Origin of the sequence: Saccharopolyspora mangrovi (assembly GCF_035320975.1) — a bacterium.
In the GTDB taxonomy this organism is placed as follows: domain Bacteria; phylum Actinomycetota; class Actinomycetes; order Mycobacteriales; family Pseudonocardiaceae; genus Saccharopolyspora; species Saccharopolyspora mangrovi.
On record NZ_JAWLNX010000001.1, the window covers coordinates 111268 to 134679 of the forward strand.

At 70.1% G+C, this 23412-nt stretch carries 22 protein-coding genes and 1 tRNA gene; 10 read left to right on the forward strand and 13 right to left on the reverse strand.

Annotation, left to right across the window (positions count from 1 at the left end):
* Positions 1-14 precede the first annotated feature (14 nt).
* Complete coding sequence (locus R4I43_RS00580) at positions 15-1223, forward strand: acyl-CoA dehydrogenase family protein (RefSeq protein ID WP_324263479.1); 1209 nt, start codon at positions 15-17, stop codon at positions 1221-1223.
* Between the two features lie 206 nt (positions 1224-1429).
* Here R4I43_RS00580 and R4I43_RS00585 read toward each other — a convergent pair whose 3' ends face one another.
* Positions 1430-2353, reverse strand: a complete 924-nt coding sequence (locus R4I43_RS00585; protein ID WP_324263480.1) for an alpha/beta hydrolase — start codon at positions 2351-2353, stop codon at positions 1430-1432.
* Between the two features lie 228 nt (positions 2354-2581).
* Between R4I43_RS00585 and R4I43_RS00590 the strand changes: the two genes are divergently transcribed.
* The 3 genes from R4I43_RS00590 (at position 2582) to R4I43_RS00600 (ending at position 4696) form a co-directional block, all read left to right on the forward strand.
* Positions 2582-3382: an ion transporter gene (locus R4I43_RS00590; RefSeq protein WP_324263481.1), complete on the forward strand. Its 801-nt coding sequence runs from the start codon at positions 2582-2584 to the stop codon at positions 3380-3382.
* 116 nt (positions 3383-3498) lie between these two features.
* Entirely contained in the window at positions 3499-3840 is a 342-nt protein-coding gene (locus R4I43_RS00595; protein ID WP_324263482.1) for a VOC family protein, read from the forward strand.
* A 145-nt stretch (positions 3841-3985) separates the two neighbouring features.
* Positions 3986-4696 carry a DUF4190 domain-containing protein gene (locus R4I43_RS00600; RefSeq protein WP_324263483.1) on the forward strand — a complete coding sequence of 237 codons (711 nt, stop codon included), beginning with the start codon at positions 3986-3988 and terminating at the stop codon, positions 4694-4696.
* Between the two features lie 4 nt (positions 4697-4700).
* On the opposite strand, the gene R4I43_RS00605 is transcribed toward R4I43_RS00600, so the two are convergent.
* Entirely contained in the window at positions 4701-5459 is a 759-nt protein-coding gene (locus tag R4I43_RS00605) for a PIG-L deacetylase family protein (RefSeq protein ID WP_324263484.1), read from the reverse strand.
* A 197-nt stretch (positions 5460-5656) separates the two neighbouring features.
* On the opposite strand from R4I43_RS00605, the gene R4I43_RS00610 reads away from it, so the two are divergent.
* On the forward strand, positions 5657-7096 hold the full coding sequence (locus R4I43_RS00610) for an ATP-binding protein (protein ID WP_324263485.1): 1440 nt from the start codon (positions 5657-5659) through the stop codon (positions 7094-7096).
* Positions 7097-7133: 37 nt separating this feature from the next.
* Here the strand turns inward: R4I43_RS00610 and R4I43_RS00615 are convergent, their stop codons facing one another.
* Positions 7134-8480, reverse strand: coding sequence for a lipase family protein (locus tag R4I43_RS00615; RefSeq protein ID WP_324263486.1), 1347 nt, complete (start codon positions 8478-8480; stop codon positions 7134-7136).
* A gap of 254 nt (positions 8481-8734) precedes the next feature.
* Here R4I43_RS00615 and R4I43_RS00620 point away from each other — a divergent pair, with 254 nt between their 5' ends.
* On the forward strand, positions 8735-9361 hold the full coding sequence (locus R4I43_RS00620; protein ID WP_324263487.1) for a TetR family transcriptional regulator: 627 nt from the start codon (positions 8735-8737) through the stop codon (positions 9359-9361).
* A gap of 4 nt (positions 9362-9365) precedes the next feature.
* Here the strand turns inward: R4I43_RS00620 and R4I43_RS00625 are convergent, their stop codons facing one another.
* From R4I43_RS00625 to R4I43_RS00655, 7 genes are all read right to left on the reverse strand, one after another.
* Positions 9366-10235, reverse strand: coding sequence for a M15 family metallopeptidase (locus R4I43_RS00625; protein WP_324263488.1), 870 nt, complete (start codon positions 10233-10235; stop codon positions 9366-9368).
* A gap of 44 nt (positions 10236-10279) precedes the next feature.
* Positions 10280-10507: a DUF2795 domain-containing protein gene (locus tag R4I43_RS00630; protein ID WP_324263489.1), complete on the reverse strand. Its 228-nt coding sequence runs from the start codon at positions 10505-10507 to the stop codon at positions 10280-10282.
* Between the two features lie 300 nt (positions 10508-10807).
* A tRNA-Ala gene (locus tag R4I43_RS00635) sits at positions 10808-10880 on the reverse strand.
* A 216-nt stretch (positions 10881-11096) separates the two neighbouring features.
* Positions 11097-12440 carry an NAD(P)/FAD-dependent oxidoreductase gene (locus R4I43_RS00640; RefSeq protein WP_324263490.1) on the reverse strand — a complete coding sequence of 448 codons (1344 nt, stop codon included), beginning with the start codon at positions 12438-12440 and terminating at the stop codon, positions 11097-11099.
* Positions 12433-12669 carry a DUF6158 family protein gene (locus tag R4I43_RS00645; RefSeq protein WP_324263491.1) on the reverse strand — a complete coding sequence of 79 codons (237 nt, stop codon included), beginning with the start codon at positions 12667-12669 and terminating at the stop codon, positions 12433-12435. Before R4I43_RS00645 ends, R4I43_RS00640 begins: the two co-directional genes overlap by 8 nt.
* Positions 12670-12752: 83 nt before the next feature.
* Positions 12753-14003 (reverse strand): MFS transporter, encoded by a 1251-nt coding sequence (locus tag R4I43_RS00650; RefSeq protein ID WP_324263492.1) that lies wholly within the window; start codon positions 14001-14003, stop codon positions 12753-12755.
* Between the two features lie 240 nt (positions 14004-14243).
* Positions 14244-15065, reverse strand: a complete 822-nt coding sequence (locus tag R4I43_RS00655; protein ID WP_324263493.1) for a GNAT family N-acetyltransferase — start codon at positions 15063-15065, stop codon at positions 14244-14246.
* A gap of 76 nt (positions 15066-15141) precedes the next feature.
* Between R4I43_RS00655 and R4I43_RS00660 the strand changes: the two genes are divergently transcribed.
* The 3 genes from R4I43_RS00660 (at position 15142) to R4I43_RS00670 (ending at position 19664) form a co-directional block, all read left to right on the forward strand.
* Positions 15142-16800 carry a DUF885 domain-containing protein gene (locus R4I43_RS00660; RefSeq protein WP_324263494.1) on the forward strand — a complete coding sequence of 553 codons (1659 nt, stop codon included), beginning with the start codon at positions 15142-15144 and terminating at the stop codon, positions 16798-16800.
* Between the two features lie 107 nt (positions 16801-16907).
* Positions 16908-18812 (forward strand): UvrD-helicase domain-containing protein, encoded by a 1905-nt coding sequence (locus tag R4I43_RS00665; protein WP_324263495.1) that lies wholly within the window; start codon positions 16908-16910, stop codon positions 18810-18812.
* A 183-nt stretch (positions 18813-18995) separates the two neighbouring features.
* Positions 18996-19664, forward strand: coding sequence for a hypothetical protein (locus R4I43_RS00670; RefSeq protein WP_324263496.1), 669 nt, complete (start codon positions 18996-18998; stop codon positions 19662-19664).
* Here the strand turns inward: R4I43_RS00670 and R4I43_RS00675 are convergent.
* Together R4I43_RS00675 and R4I43_RS00680 are read right to left on the reverse strand one after the other, a co-directional pair.
* Positions 19631-20338: a polysaccharide deacetylase family protein gene (locus R4I43_RS00675; RefSeq protein WP_324263497.1), complete on the reverse strand. Its 708-nt coding sequence runs from the start codon at positions 20336-20338 to the stop codon at positions 19631-19633. The two genes, R4I43_RS00670 and R4I43_RS00675, sit on opposite strands and share 34 nt — an antisense overlap.
* A 19-nt stretch (positions 20339-20357) precedes the next feature.
* On the reverse strand, positions 20358-20714 hold the full coding sequence (locus R4I43_RS00680; RefSeq protein ID WP_324263498.1) for a YybH family protein: 357 nt from the start codon (positions 20712-20714) through the stop codon (positions 20358-20360).
* A gap of 91 nt (positions 20715-20805) precedes the next feature.
* On the opposite strand from R4I43_RS00680, the gene R4I43_RS00685 reads away from it, so the two are divergent.
* Entirely contained in the window at positions 20806-21684 is an 879-nt protein-coding gene (locus tag R4I43_RS00685; RefSeq protein WP_324263499.1) for a LysR family transcriptional regulator, read from the forward strand.
* 125 nt (positions 21685-21809) lie between these two features.
* On the opposite strand, the gene R4I43_RS00690 is transcribed toward R4I43_RS00685, so the two are convergent.
* Positions 21810-23360 carry a PstS family phosphate ABC transporter substrate-binding protein gene (locus R4I43_RS00690; protein WP_324263500.1) on the reverse strand — a complete coding sequence of 517 codons (1551 nt, stop codon included), beginning with the start codon at positions 23358-23360 and terminating at the stop codon, positions 21810-21812.
* Positions 23361-23412 lie beyond the last annotated feature (52 nt).

Sequence of the window (23412 nt, forward strand, 5' to 3'; positions counted from 1 at the left end):
AAGGACTTAAACCCATGATCAATCTTGAGGTCCCGAAGAAGGCGACCGCGCTGGTCAACCAGGCCTACCAGGCCGCTTCCGAGGTCTTCCGCCCGATCTCGCGCAAGTACGACCGCGCCGAGCACGAATACCCCAAGGAGCTCGACACCCTCGCCGCGCTGCTGGACGGGCTCAACTCCTCCGGTGAGGGCGGCGCGGGCGCGGCCGGCGTGCGCAAGAGCGACGACGACGGCAACAAGGGCAACCGCAACGGCGCCAACCTGAACCTCGTGCTGGGCACGATGGAGATGTGCTGGGGCGACGTGGCGATGCTGCTGGCCATGCCGCGCCAGGGCCTGGGCAACGCGGCGATCGCCTCGGTCGCCAACGAGGAGCAGGCCAAGCGCTTCGCGCAGGTGTGGGCGGCGATGGCCATCACCGAGCCGCACACCGGCTCGGACTCGGCCAACATCAACACCACCGCGGAGCTCGACGGCGACGAGTACGTCCTCAACGGCGAGAAGATCTTCGTCACCGCTGGTGGGCGCGCCAACACCGTGGTCGTGTGGGCGACGCTGGACAAGTCCCTCGGCCGCGCGGCGATCAAGTCGTTCGTGGTGGAGAAGACCCGTCCGGGCATCACCGTGGAGCGGCTGGAGCACAAGCTCGGCATCAAGGCCTCCGACACCGCCGTCATCCGGCTGGACAACTGCCGGGTGCCGAAGGAGAACCTGCTCGGCTCGCCGGAGATCGACACCAAGTCGGGCTTCGCGGGGGTCATGCAGACCTTCGACAACACCCGCCCGCTGGTCGCGGCGATGGCCATCGGCGTCGCGCGGGCCGCGCTGGAGGAAACCGCGAAGGTCCTCGCCGAGGCGGGCGTGACGGTCGACTACGACCGCCCGGCCAACTCCCAGCACGCCGCCGCCGCTGCGTACCTGCAGCTGGAGGCCGACTACGAGGCCGCGTACCTGCTGACGCTGCAGGCCGCGTGGATGGCCGACAACCGCAAGCCGAACTCGCTGCAGGCGTCGATGGCCAAGGCCAAGGCGGGCCGCTCGGTCGTCGACATCACGCTGCGCTGCGTCGAGCTCTGCGGCACCGTCGGCTACACCGAGGAATCGCTGCTGGAGAAGTGGTCCCGCGACTCGAAGATCCTCGACATCTTCGAGGGCACCCAGCAGATCCAGCAGCTCATCGTCGCCCGCCGCCTCCTCGGCAAGTCCAGCGCCGAGCTCAAGTAACCCCCGCCCGCCCACGCGGCACGGCACCCGGATTACGGCGGTTTTCAGGCCCCGGATTACGGCGGTTTTCGGTGTCCCGATGGCGGCGGTGGTCCGGTGTTGCCCCGATTACCGCCGTAATCCGGTCCCCGATTACGGCGGTAATCGGGTCACCCCCGGCGGTTCGGGACTGGCTGGTGGGGTGTTTTCACTGGGACTTCGCGGGTTCAGCCTTCGGCGCACTCGCCGAGGGTGTTGCCGACGAGGCTGTAGAGGGTTTCGGCGAGTTGGGTGATGCCCGGTTCCTCGATCGGGTAGTGGCCGCACTCGTCGAGCATGACCACCGTGGTCGGGGCCTTGATGCGGTCGAGGAAGCGGAGGCTGAGCTCCGGTGGCGTCCACTCGTCGGCCGAAGGGTGGGTGAGGACGACGGGGGTGACCGCGAAGTCCTCCGGTGGGGTGTGCCGGTAGCGGGCGAAGCTGGTCAGCAGGCCGACCGGCGTCCGGGCACCGCCACCTCGCGGGTCGGCGGCGCACAGCGCCGAGATCTCCGGGTTCCGGCTGATCTTGCGCTCGTCGGCCATCCACGGCATCGGTACCCGGACTCCGCCGACGAGCCGCTCCAGCACCGCCAGCGCAGGGGGCGGGATCGAGCCGAGCGCGCCTCGGGCCGCCCGGCGGCGGACGGCGGCATCGGCCGGGTCGAGCAGGCAGGTCGCGACCAAGGCCGAGGCCTGGCCGGTGCGGGCGGCGACCTCGTAGGCGAGCATCCCGCCCATGCTCGCGCCGAAGAGCACCAGCGGCCGCTCGTCGCGCCGCCGCTCGGCGAGGACGAGCTCGCACAGCAGCTCCACCCAGTCGCCGTAGCGGATCCGGCCCGGATGCGGCACGACGCTGCCACCGTAGGGCGGCAGGTCGGGGAGCAGCAGATCAGCCATGCCCGCGACCGCCGAGCACACCGGCCACAGCGCCCCCGAGTAGCCGGCGGCGCCGTGGATCACCATCGCTCGCGCGGACGCCTCCGGAGCCGCGGCCCGCGCGATGTGCACGCGACCGCCCCGCCAGTTCCACCAGGTCGGCGTCGGCACCACTTCGGAGGCACGCCGCCGGTAGGAATCCGGCAGGAAGCGGGCGTAGCTCTCGCTGTCCACCGCACCAGAGTGAGCGCGAAACCCGCTGACGACAACTCACCACGCAGCGTGAAACCCGCATGTGCGTCGAGGATGACGGGAATGCTCCGCAGATGCGCAGTCGGAGCTGCTGTGCGTGATCGTCTGCGGTTCGCATCCCCTCCCGTCTCGGTTCGAGTCCGATCCGAGACGTGGTCTTCCGGCGTGCGCGCACCGGGACCGGCGGAAACGTGAGACACAATCATGACCATGACCAGCGCTACCGCGGCACCACGCCGGACGTCCACGCTGGACATCGCCATGCTCGTGCTCGCGGTGTTCTCGCTCGGGCTGCTCTGCTACGCGATCTTCGTCGACACCTCGCCGGCTACGGCGCACGCGGTGTTCGTCATCGACACGGTGATCTGCGGCGTCTTCTTCGTCGAGTTCCTGTGGCGGTGGCGCGAGACCGGCTGGCGACGCCGGTTCCCGCTGCAGAGCTGGTACGAGATCCTCGGCATGATCCCGGTGGCCCACCCGGCGCTGCGCGGGTTCCGGCTGCTGCGCATCGTCGTCGTGCTGATGCGGCTGGCCCGCACCGCCGACCGCGCGTTCGGCGAGCGCGTCACGCAACGGCTGATCGAGCGCTTCTCGCGGCCGATCGTGCTGGCCATCAAGAAGCCGATCACGGTCGCGGTGCTCGACGAGGTCGTCAAGGTCGTCGAGACCGGGCACTACCCGGAGAACATCGCGCGCTCGCTGGGCGAGCACCGCGAGGTGCTGCGCGAGATCGTCACCGAGAAGCTCAAGAACGACCAGCAGGTGGGCCGGATCAAGCACCTGCCGTTCCACGACGAGATCGTCAAGTCCATCGTGGACACCACGATCCGGGTCATCCTCGACGTGCTCAACGACGAGCGGACCGACCGCTTCTTCACCGAGGTCGTCCGCGAGAACCGCGACCAGATCCGCCGCTCGGTCCAACTCGGCCTGCACGAGTCCGAAGCCCCCGTCCCGGACCCCGAACCCCCGTCGGATCCCAGCGCTTACAGAGCTGACTACCAGCGCTGATGCCGCGCCGCTGAACCCACGTCGGTGCAGCGCTGGGATCGAAAGGTCCTCCACCGATGAGTTCCGCGCTCGCGACGGGTCTGCACAGGTGGGACCCGTTTTCGAGGAGGAACGCGATGAGCATTGCGCGGGTGTTGGCGCAGATGACCGTGAGCGACCTGGACACCGCCGAGCCGTGGTACGCGAAGCTGTTCGGTCGAGCACCGGACGCCCGCCCGATGCCGGGCCTGCTCGAATGGCACCTGGCCGACACCTTCGGCGTGCAGGTGTGGGCCGAGCCCGACCGGGCCGGTCGCTGCACGATGATCCTGGACGAAACCGACCTCGACGAGCGCATGACCCACCTCGACGAGTCGGACATCGCGCACGGGGGACCGCAGAACGCGACCTCGTCGCGGATCCTGATGGTGCTCGACCCCGACGGGAACCGGAGCGTGTTCACCGGCGCCTTCACCTGACGACCGGTCCCCGGGGCGGTGGGGCACGGACCAAGGACTCTTCCAGTTGGCGATTTTCACGCGCCTACTTGCTGATGACTGCCGGTGAGAGCGCTTGCGCACCGGGACGTCGCTTCCCGGCACATCGACGCGTGAAGGACCCGTCATGGCACAGCCCGTCCCCCCACTGCCGCCTGCCCCGCAGAAGAACGGCTTCGGCATCGCCGCCCTGGTCCTGGCGATCATCGCTCTGGTCTTCTCCTGGATTCCGTTCATCGGGTTCGTCCTCAGCGCCCTGGCGATCGTGTTCGGCGCCCTCGCCGTCCGCCGAGCGCACGTGAAGATCGCCGGCAACAAGGTGATGTCCTACTTCGGCCTCGCGCTGGGGGTGGTGGCGTTCGTGATCTCGATCGTGGCCTTCGCCAGCGTCATGAGCACGACCAGCACCTCCACCGCGCCGCCTGCGCTCGAAAGTGGTGCTGAGGTGACCAACCACGCGTTCGGCGGCACCGCCACGTGGAGCGGCGGTGAGCAGATCCGCGTATCGGAGCCGCAGCCGGTGAGCTCCGAGAACCCGTACCTCGGCCCCGCTGACGGCAAGCGCTGGGTCGCGGTCGACGTGACCGTCACCAACGGCGGGACCGGATCTCACGACGTGGTGTCCACCGCTTTCACCGCCCAGCACTCGGGCCGGGTCGCGCAGGAGGCCTACATGTCGGACCAGAACGACGCCCTCCCGCAGACCGCGCTCGCTCCCGGTCAGAGCGTGTCGTTCACCAAGGTCTTCGAGATCGAGAGCTCGCCCGGCGATCTCCAGCTGTCGGTGAAGCCGAACGCCTTCGCCTCGACCACGGCCTACTTCAACGGTGCTGCGTGAGCGTTCAGGACAGGTCTTCGAGGAAATCCGGCGGCGCTTGGCGGTCTTGGGCCCGGAACAGGACCGCGTGCTCGACGCCCATGAGCTTCCCGTTGGCGGCGAGGATCTTCGGGATGAAATCGGCGGGCGCGGGGTGTTCCGGGATCGCGGCGAGGTACTCGGAGTGGGCTTCGAGCGAGGTCACTCCGAGCTGCACGGGTCTGCCGGTGACGTCGACGCCGTGGGTCGCGTCCAGCTCGCCGGCGATCCCCGGGATGAGCAACCACCGCGGGCTCCACGTCGCCAGCCCTTCGTCGTCGATCTGCTCGGGGAAGATCCACCGGTTCCCCGCGTCGTTGATGGCGTCGATGACCGCCAGACCGGCGACGCGGTGATCGGACTGGTTGAACCCCATCGGGGTTTCGATCTCGTACGGCGTGCCGAGCACGACGTCCGGTGTGAACCGGCGGATCTCCCGGCAGATGTCGCGGCGCAGGTCCAGACCTCCCACGAGCACGCCGTCGGGGTGCTGGAGCACGGTCAGGTGCTCGACGCCGACGGTCGCGCACGCGGCGCGCTGCTCGGCCAGGCGAATCCGCGCGGTCTCCTCCGGCGGGTTCGGCATACCGGCTTCACCACGCGTGAGCAGCAGGTACCCGACCTCGATGCCCCGCGCGGTCCAGCGGGCGACGGCGGCTGAGGTGCCGTACTCCATGTCGTCCGGGTGCGCGACGACGCACAGCACGCGCCGGAAGGTCTCGTCGGGCAGAGCGGGCAACGACATCAAGCCCTCCCTCGATCGGCTGCCCCCGATTCTGCGCCCACCGCCGCCACCCCGCTCCGGTCGAGCTGCTGCACTCCGGTGATCACGCTGCCGCCGTCGGCGGCCGACGCGGACCTCCCCACGCCAGTTAGGTAGATACAATCTACGTAGATGCGATCTACATAGATTGCATCTACCCAGAGGGAGCGAGGAGGCGCATGGCTGCGGAATTCATCGGCAGGCGAGCTGAGCTCGCGATGCTGCGCAAGCGGCTGGACCGCGTGGCCGAGTCCGGGTCGGGCTCGGCGATCACGATCCGCGGCCGACGCCAGGTCGGCAAGTCGCGGCTGGTCCAGGAGCTCTGCGATGCGTCTGGGCTCCCCTACGCCTACTACACGGCGATCAAAGGCGCTTCGCTCCCCGAAGCCACCGGCCTGTTCCTGGCGGAGTTGAAGAGCTCGGGGCTCCCGGCGGATCGCGAGGCGATCCCGGAAACCGTGTCGGGATGGCCGGACGCCCTGCGGGCGCTCGCCTCGGCACTGCCCGAGACGCCCTCGATCGTCGTCCTCGACGAACTGCCCTGGCTGGCCGAGCAGGACGAGGCGTTCGACGGTGTGCTCCAGGCCATGTGGGACCGCCTGATCTCCCGCAAGCCCGTGCTGTTGCTGCTGCTCGGCAGCGATATCCACATGATGGAGCGTCTGACCTCGTACGACCGGCCGTTCTACGGCCGGGCGGACAACTTCGTGCTGCCACCGCTCAACGTCGCCGAAACCGGTCAGGCACTTCAACTGGAACCGGCCGAAGCGATCGACGCGCACCTGATCACCGGAGGACTTCCCGGCATCCTGCGCAGCTGGCCGCGCAGCACGCCCCCGACGGAGTTCGTGAAGGCCGAGTGCGCGGACCCGGCCACACCGCTGTTCGGTATCCCGGAATCGACCTTGCTGGCCGAGTTCCCCTCCCCCGATCACGCCCGCCGCGTCCTCGAGGCCGTTGGCAGTGGCGACCGCACGCACGCCGCGATCGCGGCCACCGCCGGTGGCATCCCATCCGGAACGCTGTCGCCGCTGCTGCAGCGGTTGATCAACGAGAAGCACGTCCTCGCGCAGGAGCAGCCGCTGTCGACATCTCCGGGCAAGCCCGCGTTGTACCGGGTGGCGGACAGCAACCTCCGCCTCTACCTCGCGGTTCTGCGGTCCGCCCACGACCTCGTTCTTCGAGGACGCACCGACGCCGCGTTCCGGATCTTCGAGCGTCGTTGGGCGAGCTGGCGAGTCCGGGCGGCCGAGCCGCTGATCCGTGAAACCCTCGGTCTGGCCGCGACTTCGGGCATGTTGCCCTGGCCGGACGTGGAAGCGGTGGGTGGTTGGTGGAACCGCCAGTTCGACCCCGAGATCGACCTCATCGGAGCAGATCGCGAACCCGTCGCGCAGCGAATCCACTTCGCCGGTTCGATCAAGTGGCTGGAGTCATCGTTCGATCAGCACGACTGGGCGAGCCTGCAGCGCGCGGTCAGCGCTCTTCCCGGTTGGGACCCGACACGAGGCGAGCTGATCGTGGTTTCCCGCTCGGGCCTGGCTCCTCAGCTGGACGGGTCGGGCATCGGACTCGCCTGGGGCCCGGAGGAGATCGTCGAGACCTGGCGGTCCGGCTGAGCGGGGCCGCGAGGGTCGTGCTCGCGGCCCCGCCCGGTCAGGGCTGGTCGGGCAGGGTGTTGCAGTTGTTGACGGCCGGGGCTCCGGAGAGCCTGTCGGTGAGCCAGGAGATGGCCTTGCCCTGGTCGGTGAGCAGCGGGGCCAGGTGGTTGGTCAGCAGGCCCTTGCCGAGGTCCGGGATTTGAACGGCCTCGTAGGTGACCTCGCCGCCTTCCCCGCACCAGTCGACCGCGAGCTGCCGGGCCTGTTCGTGCGGCACGATGTCGTCCTGCACGCCGGTGGCGACTCGGACGGCCGTGTCGGGCTTGCCGGTGCCGAGCCGCTGGTCGTCGAGGACCTCGCGCACCGCCGGTTCGGATTCGACGACCTCGCCGAGGGACTGGCCGGTGGTGGTCCAGTCCTCGCTGCGCTTGAAGGCGTGCCCGAGGATTCCGTCGCCGATGCACGCCGTGGACAGGTCCTCCAGCGCCTCCCGGCCTCCGTCGTTGAGGTGCTCGTCGGCGACGGGCTGCAGGTCGGGATGGGTCTGGATGAACCCGTTGAGCGCCCAGCCGAGCGCACCGGCCAGCGCGCTGCCGTCGATGCCGTCGATGACCTCGGTGAGGTTCGCGGGCGGCGCACCGACGTAAGCGCCGGCGAGCGGGACGTCCGGGGCGTAGTCGGGCTGCAGCTCGGCGGCGGAAGCCGTGGCACCGCCGCCCTGGCTGTAGCCGTAGAGGCCGACGCGCGAGTCGGGGGTGATCGACGCGCCGGGCAGCGATCGGGCGGCGCGGACCGCGTCGAGCAGCGCGTGCCCGCCGTCGATCCGGTTGACGTAGGTGTGCAGGCGGTCGGTGGTGCCCAGGCCCACGTAGTCGGTGACGACCACGGCAGCGCCTTCGGCCAGCAGCCGGTAGATCCCGATGTCCTCGTAGCCGACCGACACCGAGTCGCCGTTGAGCGAGATCGGGCGTTCCAGCCCCATCGAGGCCGAGCAGGAGTCGCCCTGGCCCATCGTTCCGGGCGCCACCGCCACCACCGGTCGTGGGCCGTCGCCGCGCCACTGAGCTGCGGGTTCGATGTAGGCGCCGGTCACGGCCGCGGGCTTGCCGGTGGAGTCGGTGGTCTTGTACATCAGCCGGGTCGCGGTGCCCGGCAGCCGCTGGCCGCCGATGCTCGGCAGGCTCAGCGCGAGCGGCAGGGGCTCGGTGCGCACCAGGGCACCGTCGGCTTCGGGGAGTTCGGCGGGCGGGTCGTAGAAGTCGGCGCTGACCATCGGCGGCGTGGCCGGCGCCTCGTCGGCGGCCGCGGGCGCGGCTTGCGCACCGGCGATGACCAGCGACAACGCGGCTGCGGTGATCAGGCCCCGCGGTGCCGAAGGCGGGTGGTGAACGGGTCGGGGCATGCGGATCGCTCCCTGCGTCATTGGATGGTGCGAACTGCGCAAGTCGATCGGGCCAGCGGTCGGTCACCGCGGCCCAGGCAGGGCGAAATCACCGCCCCGGCACGACGTTTCGGAACGCGCGACTCGTGGTCGCGCGCCCGTCCAGGTACCTACTTGGCGGTAGCTTATGCAGGATGTCACTCAGTGACAAGACGTCCTACGGCGTCAATTCGCCGCGCCCCTATACTGCTGCGACCGGCGGTACAGGAGATCGAGTGAACGACGACGCGACACCGGCGGCGGCCACCCCGTCGCTCACCGACCGGCGAAAGGCCGCGCTGCGGCTGGAGATCGCCCGCGCCACGGTGGAGCTGTTCACCTCGCAGGGCGTGGCAGCCACCAAGGGCGAGCAGATCGCTCGCGCCGTCGGCATCTCGACCCGCACCCTGTGGCGGCACTTCCCGTCGAAGGAGAGCTGCGTTCGCCCGCTGCTGGCCGAAAGCCTGGACGCGGCAACGGAACAGCTGCGCCGCTGCCCGCCGGACGCGGGCCTGCTGACGTTCCTCATCGACTCCTGCGAGCACGGCACGCTGCCCGAAGCCGACCCGACCGTGCTCGACCTGATCCGCATGACCGGAACCGATCCGGCACTGCGCGCGGTGTGGCTGCAAGCCCACGACGACGCCCTGCCGGTGCTGCGCGAGCTCCTCGCGGAACGCTCCGGGGCCAGCCCCGACGACCTGCGCATCAAGGTCCACGCGGCCACGATCAACGGCGCCCTGCGCGCCGCGGCCGAGGACTTCGCCCAGCGCAGCGCCACCGATCCCGGCACGGGCCCGGTCGAACTCGCCGCCATCCTGCGCACAGCCCTGCACGCAGCAGCCGAAGGCCTGCCGTACTAGCGGGTCACCGGAAGGCCGCGCTGTTGACGGGGAAGTCGAAGTACTCGTCCGGGAACGGCTCCTGCGGGAGGTTGAAGTGCCACCACTCCCCCGAGTAGCCCTTCAGGCCGACTGAGGTGAGCCCGTCGCGCAGCAGATCGCGGTTGGCGCGGGCTTCGCCGGTGACGCGGGAGTCGTCGGTGTGCGCGCGGTCGTCGAAGCAGTCGAAGCCGGTGCCCATGTCGACGCTGTTGTCCGGGAACCGCTCGCCCACCGGCTCGGTGCAGGAGACCAGCGGTTCGCCGGGCACGTACGGGCGCTGCGGCGGGACGGGCAACCGGACCAGCGTCAGGTCCACCGAGCTGCCCCGGCTGTGCCCGGAGTTCTCCGCGATGTATCCCGCCGAGTACAGCTGCGACTTGTCCAGCCCGGGGTAGAACTCGGCCTTCATCCGCTGGTCATCGACGTCCTTGGCCCATTCGACGAACCGGTCGTCGGCCTGCTGCGGCCGGTAGCAGTCGTAAACCTTGAGCGTGTAGCCCTGGCTGCGGAACCGCTGCTGCGCCTCCCGCAGCGCCTCGGCCAGCGGCCGGGTCAGCACGCACATCGGCTCGTCGTACCCGGGCACGGGATCCCCGGTGAAGTTGTGCGGTGTCGCGTACCGGACCTCCTCGAGGATCGAGGAGTCGACGTCCCGCAACCGCACGAACCCCTCCGGCGCAGCCTTCACCTGCGGCACGGGAGGAGGCGGCGGAGCGGGGCTCGGAGCGGTCGGGCTGGGCGATGGCGGGCTGGGCACCGGCGGGCTGGGCGCGGGCTCCCGCACAGGCGGCGCGGTCGTCCCGCAAGCCGCCACGACCAGCAGGAACACGACCGACATCAACCCCCGAACCATGTCGGTCACGATAGTTCGAGAACGCCACCCCGGCCTCCCGTCGCTCAGCCGCGCGCAGCACCTCCAGGGGCATCACCTTCGGGCTCCTGCGGAACCGCCTCGAGGACCTCGTCCTTGCTGGCGTACCGACCAGCAGGAATGGACCGCAGAGCGGCGAGGGTCTCAGCGTCAGCCTCACGATCGCTCGCGAAGTCGAGCATCTGTTCCCGCTCAGCCGGAAACTCGAACCCCTGCAAGGCCTTCTCCACCCGAAGTTCATCCCGCTTCGTCATACCCACTCCTCAACGAGCGCCTACATCCAACGCCCGAGGACTACCCAAGACACCCCAAACCCGAATCCCAACAACAAAACCGGGGCCGACGCGAACGCACCGACCCCGGTTAGAGGCGGAAGCTGCAGGGCCCCGGAAAGCTGGTCAGTGAGCAGGCCGGGAACAACCCTCAACGCGAGGAGCAGCCGTCAAGCGACCACCGCACCGCAGGAGTTTGGGCGAGTCGCTCCCCCAAACATCATGATGGGAGCGATAAAAGCGAAAACGCCCTGCGTTGAGCAGAGCGTTTCCATCGCGAAGTGGAGCTGACGGGATTCGAACCCGTGACCCCTTGACTGCCAGTCAAGTGCGCTACCAGCTGCGCCACAGCCCCTTGTTCTGTTTTCCGAGGTGTTCGGTTTGTTTCCGCCCCGCTCATCTCGTGTGCCAATACAGTACAACAGCCGTTCGGGGGCGTTTTCAGGGGGGTCCCCATAGCGTCCCGATGCACCCATCAGGGGTGTTGACCTGCGGAAACGATACCGCAGGCCGTCTTCCCCGTGCTCGTCCTCGTGGGGTTGCCGTGGGCTCGTGAGGACGGTCACTTCGATCATCCTGCTGCTGTTGTTCCGTGAGGTTTCGGGAGGCCTCTGGTGTTGGCTGCTTTGACGAACTCGGCTCTCGGGTCGTGGAGTTCCCCCAGAGCGACCACCTGGCGGCGGAACGGGAGTTCCAGGAGCCAGTCGCCGAGGATGCGGGCCTTGCGGGACGTGGTCGGCATCTTCATCAGGTGGTACGCGCGGTGCAGCAGCCACGCCGGTAGGCCCTTGAGCTTGATGCCGTAGACCTCCGCCGCGCCCCGGAACAGGCCCAGGCCCGCGACCGAGCCCGCGTGCTTGTGCCGGTACTCCTGCAGCGGCTCGCCGCGCAGCTGGGCGACGATGTTGTCCGCCAGCAGCTTCGCCTGCCGGACCGCGTGCTGGGCCGACGGGCTCGTCAACGCCTCCGGGTCGCTGCTGGTGAGGTCCTGGACCGCCGCGCAGTCACCCGCCGAGAAGACGCTGTCCGTGCCCTTGACCTGCAGTCTGGTCGTGCACTCCAGGCGCCCCTTGGCATCCCGGGGCAGGTCGCTGTCCTCCAGCATCGGGTGCGGTTTGACGCCCGCGGTCCAGACGATCGTGTCCGTGTCGAACTCGTCGCCGTCGGAGAGCGCGGCGCGTCCGTCCATGAGGGAGTTCGCGGTGGTGTTGAGCTTGACCTCGATGCCCAGGTTCTCCAGCTGCTGCCGGGTGTACTCGCCCATGTGCGGGCTGACCTCGGGCATGATGCGGCCCATCGCCTCCACCAGCACCCAGCGCATGTCGTGCTCCGAGAGCTGCGGGTAGCTGCGGATCGCGTAGCGGGCCATGCTCTGCAGCTCGGCCAGCGCCTCGATGCCTGCGTAACCACCACCGATGAACAGGAACGTCAGCAGACGCCGGCGCAGCCGCTCGTCCTCCGTGCTGGCGGCGATGTCCAACCTGGACAGAACGTGGTTGCGCAGGTAGATCGCTTCGCCGATGGTCTTGAAACCGACGCCCTCCTCGGCCAGGCCGGGGATCGGCAGCGCCCGGGAGATCGAGCCGGGAACCGGGACCAGGATGTCGTACTCCAGCTGCTCGACCTTGCCGTCTCCCAGCGTCGCCGTCAGGCACCGGTTCGCGTGGTCGATCTTGCTGACCTGCGCGGTCAGCACCTCGCAGCGGCGCAGCGCCTCGCGCAGCGGGACCACCACGTGCCGGGGCTCCAGCGAACCGGCCGCCGCCTCCGGCAGGAACGGCTGGTAGGTCATGTGCGGCTGGGTGTCGATGACGGTGACCCTCGCCTCGTGGGCGTCGAGCTTCTTCTGCAGCCGCAACGCCAAGGTCAGGCCGACGTGACCGCCACCGATGATCACCACGCGCGGACTAGGCATGCTGCGGCTCCCCTCGGGCACCTTCACGCGTGCGACGCGGGTCGACCGCGCGCTCCGGGTGACGACGGAGGTACTCCTGCTCCAGCTCGAACGTGCGGGCGGTGTGCTCGCGCAGCGCGTCCGGCGAGCCGTGCAGGAACGTCTCGTTGCGCGTCTGGTGCAGGTGGCGGAGCTCCCGCAGCAGCAGGTCCTCCGACAGCTCGTGCCCCGGAATACCGGTGGTGTTCATGTCGTCCTCCCGCGTCGGACAGGGGCAACCGCGACGCCGGTGGCGTCACCACCCGAGTACCCGCGACGGGGAGGATCAACACCTCACGCAGCGGCCCGCATCGGCTCCGGATCGGCTTCCGGGCGCGGACGGGTCTCCGAGGCACCCACCCAGGCCAGCAGGCCGAGGGCCGCCGTGGCACCGGTGACCAGGAACGCCGCCTGGTAGGAGACCGTGTCGGCGAGTGCACCGGCGATCAGCGGGCCGAGGATGGCGCCGAGGTCGGCCGACTGCTGGAACGTCGCCAGCACGGTGCCGCCGCGCCGGTTGCCGCCGATGATGTCGGCGACCGCCGCGTTCTGCGCCGGGTTGAGCACGCCCGCACCCATGCCCGCCACCAGCGACGCCGCCAAGAACAGCGGGACCGAGCCGGTGAAGCCCAGCGACGCGGTGGCCACGCCCGAGACGACCAGGCCGATCAGCACCATCGGCTTGCGGCCGTGCCGGTCGGCCATCCGCCCGGACAGCATGAGGGCCCCGGCGTTGCCCGCGGCGAACACCGACAACGCGATGCCGGACATCGACTGCGGCGCCTTCAGCGCCTCCACCACGAACAGCGGGACCAGGGCGATGCGGACGCCGAAGACGGCCCAGCCGGTCCCGAAGTTCGACAGCAGCGCGGCGATGTAGGAGCGCATCCGGAGGGCTTCGGTCAGCGGCATCGCCGGGGTGGCGTCGTCGCCGAGCGGCGCGGCCAAGGTGGACTTGCGCAGCATCAACCAGCCGAGGAAAGCGGCCAGGAACAGGGCGATGCCGTAGGTGACGAACGGCAGCCGCAGCGAGTAGCCGACCATCAGGCCACCCACGATCGGGCCGGAGATGTTGCCCAGCAGGAAGCTCGTCGCCCACAGACCCGAGGCCCGTCCGCGCAGGTGGGGTGGGGACAGGCGGATCAGCAGGCCCACCCCGGAGACGGTGAACATCGTCGAGCCGATGCCGCCGAGCGCGCGGAAGACCAGCAGCTGCCAGTAGGAGTCGGCGAAGGCGCACGCGGTGCTGCTGATGCCGACGATCGTGATGCCGATGACGTAGATCGTGCGCTCGCCGGCCGCCGAGACCAGACGTCCGCTGAGCGGGGCGAAGATCAGCCGCATCATCGCGAAGGCGCTCACGATGAATCCGGCTGCGGTCACGCCCACGTCGAAACTCGTGGCGAACGCCGGTAACGCGGGAGCGACGATCCCCATGCCGACGGCGACGATGAAGCTGCCCACGACGAGGATCCAGATCTCGCGGGGAAGGGAGGTGATTCCCGGGCTCTTGGTGGTCTTCTCTGACGCTGAGCCGCTGGTCACAGCTTCCTCCCCGAAATTTTGGACAGTTGGAGCCAGCAACCCCAACGCCGCCCGGTACCGCCGAAATTCCGCCGGAGGGGTTTCGTGGCGAGCGCCTCACCCACCTGGTCCAGTCCACACTCCGGAACGCCCGACCGGGGGTGGGTGGTCGAATTTCGCGCGAAGTTCGAGCGGGAACTTCCGGACTCGAATTTCGCGCGAAATTGGAAAGGGCCTGCTCGCGACCGCAGGTGGGCGTGGTCAGAGCAGGTCGTCGATCCGGCGGGCGTAGGCCGTGACGCCGTAGGCGACTTCGAAGCCGATGGCTTCGGCGAAGCGCTGGGCCGTGCCACCTTCCTCGGCGTGGCCCGCGACGAGCAGGGCGCCCATGCGGCGGAGCTCCTCGGACGCCTCGGTGACCAGGTCGTGGCCGTATCCGCGCCGGCGACGACCCGGCCGGACCACGACCTGCTCGATCAGCCCGACCCCGCGTTCGACGAAGCCCTGCGCGAAACCGGCGATCCGGTCGACGCCGGGATCGTCGACGACGAGCAGGACGCTGCGGTTCTCGTCGACGCGGTGACCGAGGTGCCGCGCGAGCCGCCGCTCGCCCTCCTCCGACAGGCCGGTCTCGTCGGCGTAGAGCTCGACGATGCCCTCCAGGTCCCGGTCCTCGGCAGGCCGGGTGATGCCGCGGCTGAAACCCCGGGTGCGGTGCAGCAGCACCACCTGCTCCTCGACCGCGCGCCACGCGGCGTCGTCGGCGATGCCCTCGATCTCGCCGACCGTCGTGGGCGAGGCGTAGACGACGGCCTCCGAGCGTCCCGCCTCGGCGAACACCTGCTCCAGCTCCAGCAGCGTGCCGGCGACCTGGGCGCCGGTCCCCCACAGCGCGCACGCGTGGTTGGCCACCGGCAGCGGGTTGTCCTGGTTGAGCACCACCGTCGCGACACCCACCCGGGTGCGCAGGCCGTAGCGGACCACGGCCGAGGCCAGACGCGCGGTCTCGACCAGTCCTGCCAGGTCTCGGGCTTGCCTGGGGTCGAGGAGGGTTTCGTCGTCCGGATCGTGCAGCGGGTCCACGCGGCCATTGTCCTCCCGGCCGAGCTCGGGACCCGACACCCTGCCGGATGTCGGCCCGAAGAGGCACGATTGTTCCGTGACGACGCCGGATCAGCTCGCCGATGAACTCCTCGACCTCGACCTGGACTCCGACCCGATCGGTGCCTCGCTCTACGGCCTGCCGGGTCGCGACCACCTGCTCCCGGACATCTCCGCGGCCGCCGAGTTCGCCCAGCGCGAGCGCGCCGAGGACATCCGGGTGCGCGCGATGGCCGTCGACACCACCCACGCGGGCCTCGAGGACCGGCTGACCATCGCGGTCGTGGTGCAGCACGCGCGGTCCACGGTCGATCGCCTCGACTCCCGCTCCCCCGAGTACACGCTGATCGGCAACCTGTTCGCGCCGGTCGCCGGCCTGCTGTTCCACCTCGGGCAGGTGCCGGTGAGCGGGCAGCAGCAGTCCGAGGACTACCTGCGGCGCATCGCCCGCATCCCCGACTTCACCTCCGCCGCCGCGCAGCGCCACCGCGAAGGCGTTCGGGCGGGCCGGGTTCCGGTGCGGCCGCTGGTGGACGACGCGATCGCGGCCCTCGACTCCCACCTGGCCCACCCCGAGCAGGACCCGCTGCTCACCCAGCAGCTCCCCGACGCCCTCGACGACCAGCGGCGACGCCTGATCCACGACGTGGTGAACCCGGCGCTGGCCGAGTACCGCGAGGTGCTGGCGCGCGAGATCGCGCCGCACGCGCGCGGAGCCGACCGGCCGGGACTGTGCTGGCTGCCCGACGGGCACGAGATCTACCAGCGGCTCATCCGCGCCCACACCACCACCGAGCACACCCCGGGTGAGCTGCACGAGATCGGCCGGGCTCAGCTGGCCTCGCTGCGCGCGGAGATCTCCGAGCTCGGCGACCGCCTCTGGGGCGAGCCGGACCCGGCAGCCGTGCTGCGGCGGATGCAGACCGACCGGTCGCTGGTCTGGAACGACGGCGAGGAGATGCTGACCGCCGCGCGCGAGGCCATCGAGAAGGCGACCGCCGCCGCGCCGGACTGGTTCGGGCGGCTGCCGCAGCAGCCGTGCGAGGTGCGGCCGGTGCCGGGCACGCCGTCGGAGAGCACCCCGATCGGCTTCTACATGTCCCCGGCGCTGGACGGTTCGCGGCCCGGCGTGTACTTCGCGAACACGCTGCGGGCCGACCAGCGGCCCCGGTTCGCCTCCGAGGTGATCGCCTTCCACGAGGTCGTGCCGGGACACCACCTGCAGATCAGCCTCGCCCAGGAGCTGACCGAGCTGCCGCTGCTGCGCAGGCTCGCCGGGTTCAACGCCTACACCGAGGGCTGGGGGCTCTACACAGAGCGGCTGGCGGACGAGATGGGGCTGTACTCGGGGGACCTGATGCGGCTGGGCATGGTCGTGCAGGACCTGCTGCGGGCCGCGCGGCTGGTCGTGGACACCGGGCTGCACGAGTTCGGCTGGAGTCGGCAGCGCGCTCTGGAGACGATGACCTCCAGCACCACGCTGTCGGACCTGGAAGCGGCTTCCGAGGTCGACCGCTACATCGTCTACCCAGGCCAGGCGCTGTCGTACCTGGTGGGGCGGCTGGAGATCGAGCGGATCCGGGACGCCGCGCGGCAGCGGCTGGGCGCGGAGTTCGACGTCAGCAGGTTCCACGACACCGTCCTCGGGCACGGTGCGCTGCCGATCTCCGCGCTGGAGTTCCTGGTCAACGATCAGCCCCCTGCTACATCCAGGTGACGCGGTTCCAACACGCTCGAAATCGACACGGAACGCATTAGTGTCGATACCGAGCGTGTCCACTGCTGCGCGCGACCAGGCTTGTCGGGAGCTGGACAGGAGGCGCCGTGACCGGGACCTTTCACCACCGTCAGGAATTGCTCCGGCGCGAAGCGGAGGTGCAGCTGCGGGACCGGCCGCTGCCGTCGTGGCAGAAGCGCGTCCTGCACCGCTTCGCCGCCGAACGCGACAACGGCTGGTACCCGCTGCTCAACCAGTTCGCGCCGCACACCCCCCGGCAGCGGCCGGACCTGGTGCTGGTCGGCCGGATGGGCGTGCTGGTGGTGCTGCTGCGGGAGGCCGAGCCGGACTGGGAGGACTCGCGCGCGGCGTTCGTGTGGACCGCGGAGCTGCTGGCCGGGGCGTCGATCGGGTCCGGGATGCTCAGCGAGTCGGTGCTGCGCACGGTCGTGGTGCACCCGATCGAGCACACCGGCCGGCAGGGCCGCAGCGCCGATCACCTGGCGATCACCGAGGACGAGCTGGACCGGCTGCTCAAGCGCGGCGAGCGGATCCTGACCTCCGACGAGGCGTTATCGCTGGCCAAGCACCTCGACAGCCGCACCTTCGACCTGACGCCGATCATGTGGAACTCGCAGCGCATCCCGAGGCAGCGCGGCAGCGTTCCCGAGGTGCTGCAGGAGCCGGTCGCGCCGTCGGCACGCAGGCCCTTCCGGGACTGGCGGTACTTCCTGGACGACGCGCAGCTGGGCGCGGTACGGCGCAGCTACTCCGGTCCGGCGCAGATCAGCGGTCCCGCCGGGACCGGCAAGACGACGTTGGCGCTGCACCGGCTGGCCTACCTGGCGCGGCGCGGCGACGGGAAGCTGCTCTACACCGCGGGGCTGCCGCTGGTCCCGGAACGGGCGGGCAAGCGGTTCGACCAGATGGCGCCGGAGCTGTCCGGGCAGATCGAGTTCACCTCGCTGCACGAGTGGGCGCGGGGCTTCCTCGCCGGGCGCGGGCGTTCGGCCGACGTCGACGATCAGGAGGTCCGGCGGGCCTTCGACGCGGTGTGGTCGCGGGACGTGGTGCTGCACGGCTTCCGGAACTCGCGCGAGTACTGGAAGGACGAGGTCGACCGGGTGATCAAGGGTCGCGGGATCTCGACGTTCGACTCCTACCGGTCGGCTTCGCGCAAGGGGCGCGGCGGCCAGCTGCCGCCGGAATTCCGCTCGCACGCCTGGCGCTTCTACTGCGAGTACGAGCGGGAGCTGTCCGAGCGCGGCGTCTTCGACCACAACGACGTGCTCAAGCGCGCGCTGGTGGAGCTGGAGCGGCGTCCGCTGCCCCGCCAGTACGCGGGTGTGGTCGTCGACGAGGCCCAGGAGCTGACGTTGACCGGGCTGCGGCTGGCGCACGCGATCAGCGGTGACGGGCCCGACCAGTTGCTGCTGGTCGGAGACGGTCAGCAGCAGGTCCTCGCGGGTGGTTGGCGGTTGTCGGACGCCGGGATCTCGCTGCACGGCCGGGGTGAGGTGCTGCAGCACGACTACCGCAACCGGGGGAGGGTGCTGGAGCGCGCCGGTCAGGTCGAGGCGATCAACCGGTTCGACGAAGGACCGTCTCTGCCGTTGAACGCCGCGCTGCCGGTGCGGGGCGGTGGCCAGGTCGTCGAGTGGCACGGCCTGGAGCAGGAGCGCGCCCTGCTGTGCGCCTTGCTCGCCCTGGACGACGACTCGTCTGCGGCGATCATCACCGAGACCGAGGCGTCCGCCGAGCACTGGCTGCACGTGCTGCGCGAAGCGGGCGTCAAGGCGCTCCCGCTGGCCGAGTGGGACGGGCGCGACACGACCGACACGCTGGTCGGAACCTCCTTGCAGGCCAAGGGATCCGAGTTCCGGACGGTGTTCCTGCCCGCCGAGTCCGCTCCCCCGCCGGGTTCCCGCGAGGACCGCGAGACCCACCAGCGCCGCCGCCTCGTCGCCATGGCCAGGGCCCAAGACCACCTCTGGCTCTCCCACCCGCACTGACCCCGGGCTCCTCCGGCACGACGCCGGGTCCCTGACCGGATTTCCGCTGAGATCGGGTTTCTGATTTCAATGGAAATCGGGGGTCTGATTTCCATATTGAAGTCCTTCCCCTGCGGCGCGACCAGGGTTGGGGCCCGGGATTTCCCGGATCCGGGTGGTGGGGCCGGGTCGCATCGTGGTCGCATGGCGAGTTCTCAGCGGTGGCGGCAGGCCCTGGTGTGGTTGCACGTCGTGACGTCCGTGGGGTGGATGGCGCAGGCGTTGGTGCTGTTCACCCTGCTGTCGGTGAGTTTCGGAAGCGCGCAGGCCGGGGTCCGGGTGTCGGCGACGACGATGGCCCACGTGGTGGACACGACGTTGCTGGCGCCGGCGGCCAACGCGGCGGCGTTCACCGGGTTCGTGCTGGCCGCGGCAACACCGTGGGGGTTCTTCCGCAACTGGTGGGTGCTGGTGAAGTTCGGGATCACCGTTGCGCAGCTCTACGCCGGGATCTTCATCCTGTCCGCCGCGTTGCAGGCGTCCGTGGTCTCCGCCGAGGCAGGTCGCCCGACCCCTCCGGTCCTGCAGCTGGTGGGCACGGCCCTGATGGCTTCGGCCATCGCGTTCCAAGCGTGGTTGTCGGTGGCAAAGCCGTGGCGGCGGACTCCGTGGGCATCCGTCCGGAAGATCCCCGCCGCGTCCGACCGGGTGTTCGCCGCAGCGGTGTTCGCGCCGGTCGCGGACATCGCGCTGGGGCTCGCGGTGGGCTTCCCGGCGCCGTTGTTCGAGCTGATCGTGCTGATCGTGGTGCTCGCTCGTCGGCCGCGGCGGATCGCGGCTCAGCCGAGGCCGGAAACGGTGGTGAACCGGTAGCCCTGGTCCCGGAGCCGGTCGATCATCGGGCCGAGCGAGTCGCGGCTGTTCCGCCCGCTCGGGTAGTGGGGGTGCAGCAGGACGATCGATCCGGGCCGGACGTGGCGCACCACGTGCTCGACGATGCGGGCCGGGTCGGCGTCGACCGCGGCCGAGCTGTTCGGCTCGACGTCCCACGTGATCGTCCTGCGGTGGTGTTCGGCCAGGTAGTGCGGCAGGGCGAGGAACTTCTTGCCGTGGGGCGGCCGGACGGTGATCTCGCCCCGGAAGCCGGTGGCCCGGATCAGCGAGTCGGTCCGCTCGATCTCCCCGGCGACGAAACCGGGAGTCACGAACACCATCCGCTCGTGCGAGTAGGTGTGATTCCCGATCTCGTGCCCTTCGCCGGCGATCCGCCGCCCCAGCTCCGGGTGGGCGGCCAGATCTCGCCCGATCAGGAAGAAGGTGCCCGGCACGCGCTTCTCCCGCAGCACGTCCAGCACCTCGGCGGTGCTTGCCGGGTGCGGCCCGTCGTCGAAGGTCAGCGCGACGACCTTCTCCGAGGTCTCAACCCGCTCGGTCAGGTCCCCGAAGAGCTGGAACCCGCGGGCGCTCACCAGTTCTCGGAACCCGAACGCCAGCAGCCCCAGCACGACCGCCCCGGCCACCAGGCGTCCCGCCACCCGCCATCGCATCCCCGGAGCATGTCAGGTCTCAGGGCGCTGGGCGGAATTCGGGTTGATCGAGGAGGCGGAGCCAGCTGCCGTCGGCTTGCCTGCGCGCGACCTGGGCGCGAGCGCCCGTGCCGTCCTGGGGTGGGGTCGCGGTGAGGGCGATGTCGTCGCTGATCAGCGTCGGCAGCGGCGGCTCGGGGTCGAAGTGCGGGCGGTGGGCGAGCACCTTCTCCCACAGTTCGCGAATGGCCTGACGCCCGACGGTCGTCTCGCCCGGCGGGTAGGCCAGCACCGCGTTCTCCTCGTAGAGCTCGGCGACGCCCTCGGCGTCCCCGGCGTTGCTGCGTTCGACGAACAGCCTGGTCAGGTCTTCGGGTTCGCGGGCCTTCTCGCGCATCGGAGTTCTCCTCTCGGTCGTGCTTCCAGCCTGCGTCGCGCGCTTTCAGAAGTCCAACAGATGGTTCTGATGAGAGCTAGAATCAGCAGTTATGGACTTGCGGCAGCTGGAGTACTTCGTGGCCGTGGCCGAGGAGCGCAACTTCACGCGGGCGGCGCAGCGCGTGCACATCAGCCAGTCCGGGGTGAGCGCGCAGATCAGGCGGCTGGAGAAGGAGCTCGGGGCGGAGCTGTTCGACCGGTCGGCGCGTTCGGCGGAGCTCACCGCGGCGGGCAAGGCCGCGCTGGAGCACGCCCGCGACGTGCTGGCCGCAGCCGGGGCCGTGGGGCAGGCGGTCGGCGAGATCACCGGCCTGCTGCGCGGAAGCCTCAGCGTCGGGATGGTCATCGGCTGCACGGTGACGCCGCTGTTCGACGCGCTGGCCGGGTTCCACCGTGCGCACCCGGGCGTGGAGCTGTCGCTGCGGGAGGACAACTCCGACCGGCTCGTCCCCGACGTCCGCAGCGGCGCGCTCGACATGGCGCTGATCGGCACCGAGTCCGAACCCGAGGACCTGAACTCCCTCACGATCCTCAGCGAACCACTGGTCGCCGCCGTTCCCACAGGTCACGAGCTGTCAGGACGCGTTTCGCTGGAGGACCTGGCGGCTCACCCGGTGATCTGCATGCCGCCCGGCACCGGACTGCGAGCGGTGTTCGACCGGGCGTGCGCCGAGCGAGGGGTGGACCCGGTGATCGCGTTGCAGGCCAGCGCGGCGGGGGCGATCGCCGACCTCGCGTTGCGCGGCCTCGGGGTCGCGGTGCTCAGCGAGTCGATGGCGGCCGCGTTCCCGGAGCTGACCGCGCTGCCGATCACCGACGCCACCGGTCCGGCGCTGCTGGCGATCACCTGGCGTCCGGGCGCGAACGTCGCCGCGCGGGAGATGATCAGCCACTGCCGCAAGGCGTTTCGGCTCCCATCGGCGGGGTGATCCTGGTGGCTCCTCGTCGGTACGGGACAGCCACGGCTGCACGTCGCCGGCCGACGCGGACCCTGAAACGTGTTGTGCCGAGCAGTCTTCCGCAGTGACTCCGGCAGCGCCGCGAGGACTGATGGTCAGGACGGCCGGCAGCGGACCGCGTCGCGGAGTTCGGTGCAGGGGCGGTGGCCGGCGTGGCGGAGGATGTCGGCGCCCTCCTGGTTGGTGAGGAAGCGCAGGAACTTCGCGGGCAGGGATTCCGGGGCGGGTTCGCCGTAGGTGTAGGCGTACTCGGTCTGCCAGTAGGGGTAGGCGCCTTCCTCGGCGGCGCGGAAGTCGGCGGCCTGGCCGTCGATGAGGACCTCGGTGACGTCGTCGCGCTCACCGGCCGCCGAGGTCTCGCTGTAGCCGATGGCTCCGGGCGTGCCGGCCACGGTGTCGAGCATGGCGCGGGTGCTGGTGCGCCGGCAGCGCAGGACCTGGCCCTGCGCGTCGCCGCGCGGGCGTTCGCAGTCGGTGGAGTTCTCGCCGGGCTGCGCCGCCGACTCGAAGAACCGCTCCTCCAACGTCATCCGGGTGCCCGATTCGGATTCGCGGTCCACCACCACGACCGGCAGGTCCTTGCCGCCGATGTCGGCCCAGTTGCGCACCTCGCCGCGCAGCACGCGCCGGAGGTCGTCCGAGCTCAGGTTGTGCACCTCGGTTCCGGGGTTGGTGATGATGCTGAACAGCATGAAGGCCTTCGGCCGGGGAACCAGCGCCGGCGAGTCGGCGCCCGCGGTGCCGTCGGAGAAGACCACGGTGCTCGCCCGCTCCTCCGGGTCCGCCTCGCTTTCGAGCCGTTGCAGGCCGTCGACGCTGCCGCGCATCCCGCCGGTGTCGATGCGCGCGTCGGGGCAGTACTCCTGGTAGCTCTCGGCGGCCTGCTCCACCACGGGCGTGAACGCGGTCGAGCCGGTCACCACCAGCGTGCCCGACGCGCACTCCAGCGGGGCGCCGGTGCCCAGGGTCTGCCCGAAGATGAACGGCTCGGTCATGCCGACCATCAGCAGGAAGCAGATCAGCACGACGGCCCAGCGCGGAGTTCCGGTCTGGCCGCGGGTTTTGGAGATCCGGCCGTCCCCGGCCTTGGTGATGGTGCCGACGACCTCGGGCTCGGCCAGCTCGGCCTCCTGCTTGCCCGCGCGTTCCAGCACCACCAGGACCTTGTAGTGGTCGTCCGGGTTGAGCTTGACCTTCGGCAGCTTGACGATGCCGATCTTGTGGCCGTCCTCCTCCTGCTCGTCGCTGCTGTCGGGCCACTTGTCCTTGCGGAAGAAGGTCTCCAGGTTGTCGTCGCTGAGCTCGGTGACCAGCACCCCGGCGACCGTGCGCCCCCGGAACCTGACCGACAGGCCGACGTTGTCGCCGTCGGGCGTGGCGTAGTCGCCGGTGTTGATCGGCGCGCTGCCGATGTTCTCGATGCGCACCAGCACGAACGACGGGTGCTTGAGCCGCTCGCCGGACTTGCGCTCCAGCCGCTGCCAGGCCCGCGCGTGCTCGGTGTTGAGACCGGCCGGGGTGGTGTCCATCTGGATCCGGTAGCCGAGCCGCTTGCGCCCGACGATCGCGAACTCCCACACGAACGCGACGACCGGGATCAGCACACCGAGGACGGCGAGGATCTCTTGCCACGGGAAACCTGTCACGACCGCCTCCGCGAAACGAATTGGGTCGTAACGGTATTGACCCCCACCCCTC

What these genes read in the sequence shown, in the direction of transcription:
- R4I43_RS00580 (WP_324263479.1), top strand. Translation starts at nt 15, where the DNA reads ATGATCAATCTTGAGGTCCCGAAGAAGGCGACCGCGCTGGTCAACCAG.
- R4I43_RS00590 (WP_324263481.1), top strand. Translation starts at nt 2,582, where the DNA reads ATGACCAGCGCTACCGCGGCACCACGCCGGACGTCCACGCTGGACATC.
- R4I43_RS00595 (WP_324263482.1), top strand. Translation starts at nt 3,499, where the DNA reads ATGAGCATTGCGCGGGTGTTGGCGCAGATGACCGTGAGCGACCTGGAC.
- R4I43_RS00600 (WP_324263483.1), top strand. Translation starts at nt 3,986, where the DNA reads ATGGCACAGCCCGTCCCCCCACTGCCGCCTGCCCCGCAGAAGAACGGC.
- R4I43_RS00605 (WP_324263484.1), bottom strand. Translation starts at nt 5,459, where the DNA reads ATGTCGTTGCCCGCTCTGCCCGACGAGACCTTCCGGCGCGTGCTGTGC.
- R4I43_RS00610 (WP_324263485.1), top strand. Translation starts at nt 5,657, where the DNA reads ATGGCTGCGGAATTCATCGGCAGGCGAGCTGAGCTCGCGATGCTGCGC.
- R4I43_RS00615 (WP_324263486.1), bottom strand. Translation starts at nt 8,480, where the DNA reads ATGCCCCGACCCGTTCACCACCCGCCTTCGGCACCGCGGGGCCTGATC.
- R4I43_RS00625 (WP_324263488.1), bottom strand. Translation starts at nt 10,235, where the DNA reads ATGGTTCGGGGGTTGATGTCGGTCGTGTTCCTGCTGGTCGTGGCGGCT.
- R4I43_RS00630 (WP_324263489.1), bottom strand. Translation starts at nt 10,507, where the DNA reads ATGACGAAGCGGGATGAACTTCGGGTGGAGAAGGCCTTGCAGGGGTTC.
- R4I43_RS00640 (WP_324263490.1), bottom strand. Translation starts at nt 12,440, where the DNA reads ATGCCTAGTCCGCGCGTGGTGATCATCGGTGGCGGTCACGTCGGCCTG.
- R4I43_RS00645 (WP_324263491.1), bottom strand. Translation starts at nt 12,669, where the DNA reads ATGAACACCACCGGTATTCCGGGGCACGAGCTGTCGGAGGACCTGCTG.
- R4I43_RS00670 (WP_324263496.1), top strand. Translation starts at nt 18,996, where the DNA reads ATGGCGAGTTCTCAGCGGTGGCGGCAGGCCCTGGTGTGGTTGCACGTC.
- R4I43_RS00675 (WP_324263497.1), bottom strand. Translation starts at nt 20,338, where the DNA reads ATGCGATGGCGGGTGGCGGGACGCCTGGTGGCCGGGGCGGTCGTGCTG.
- R4I43_RS00680 (WP_324263498.1), bottom strand. Translation starts at nt 20,714, where the DNA reads ATGCGCGAGAAGGCCCGCGAACCCGAAGACCTGACCAGGCTGTTCGTC.
- R4I43_RS00685 (WP_324263499.1), top strand. Translation starts at nt 20,806, where the DNA reads ATGGACTTGCGGCAGCTGGAGTACTTCGTGGCCGTGGCCGAGGAGCGC.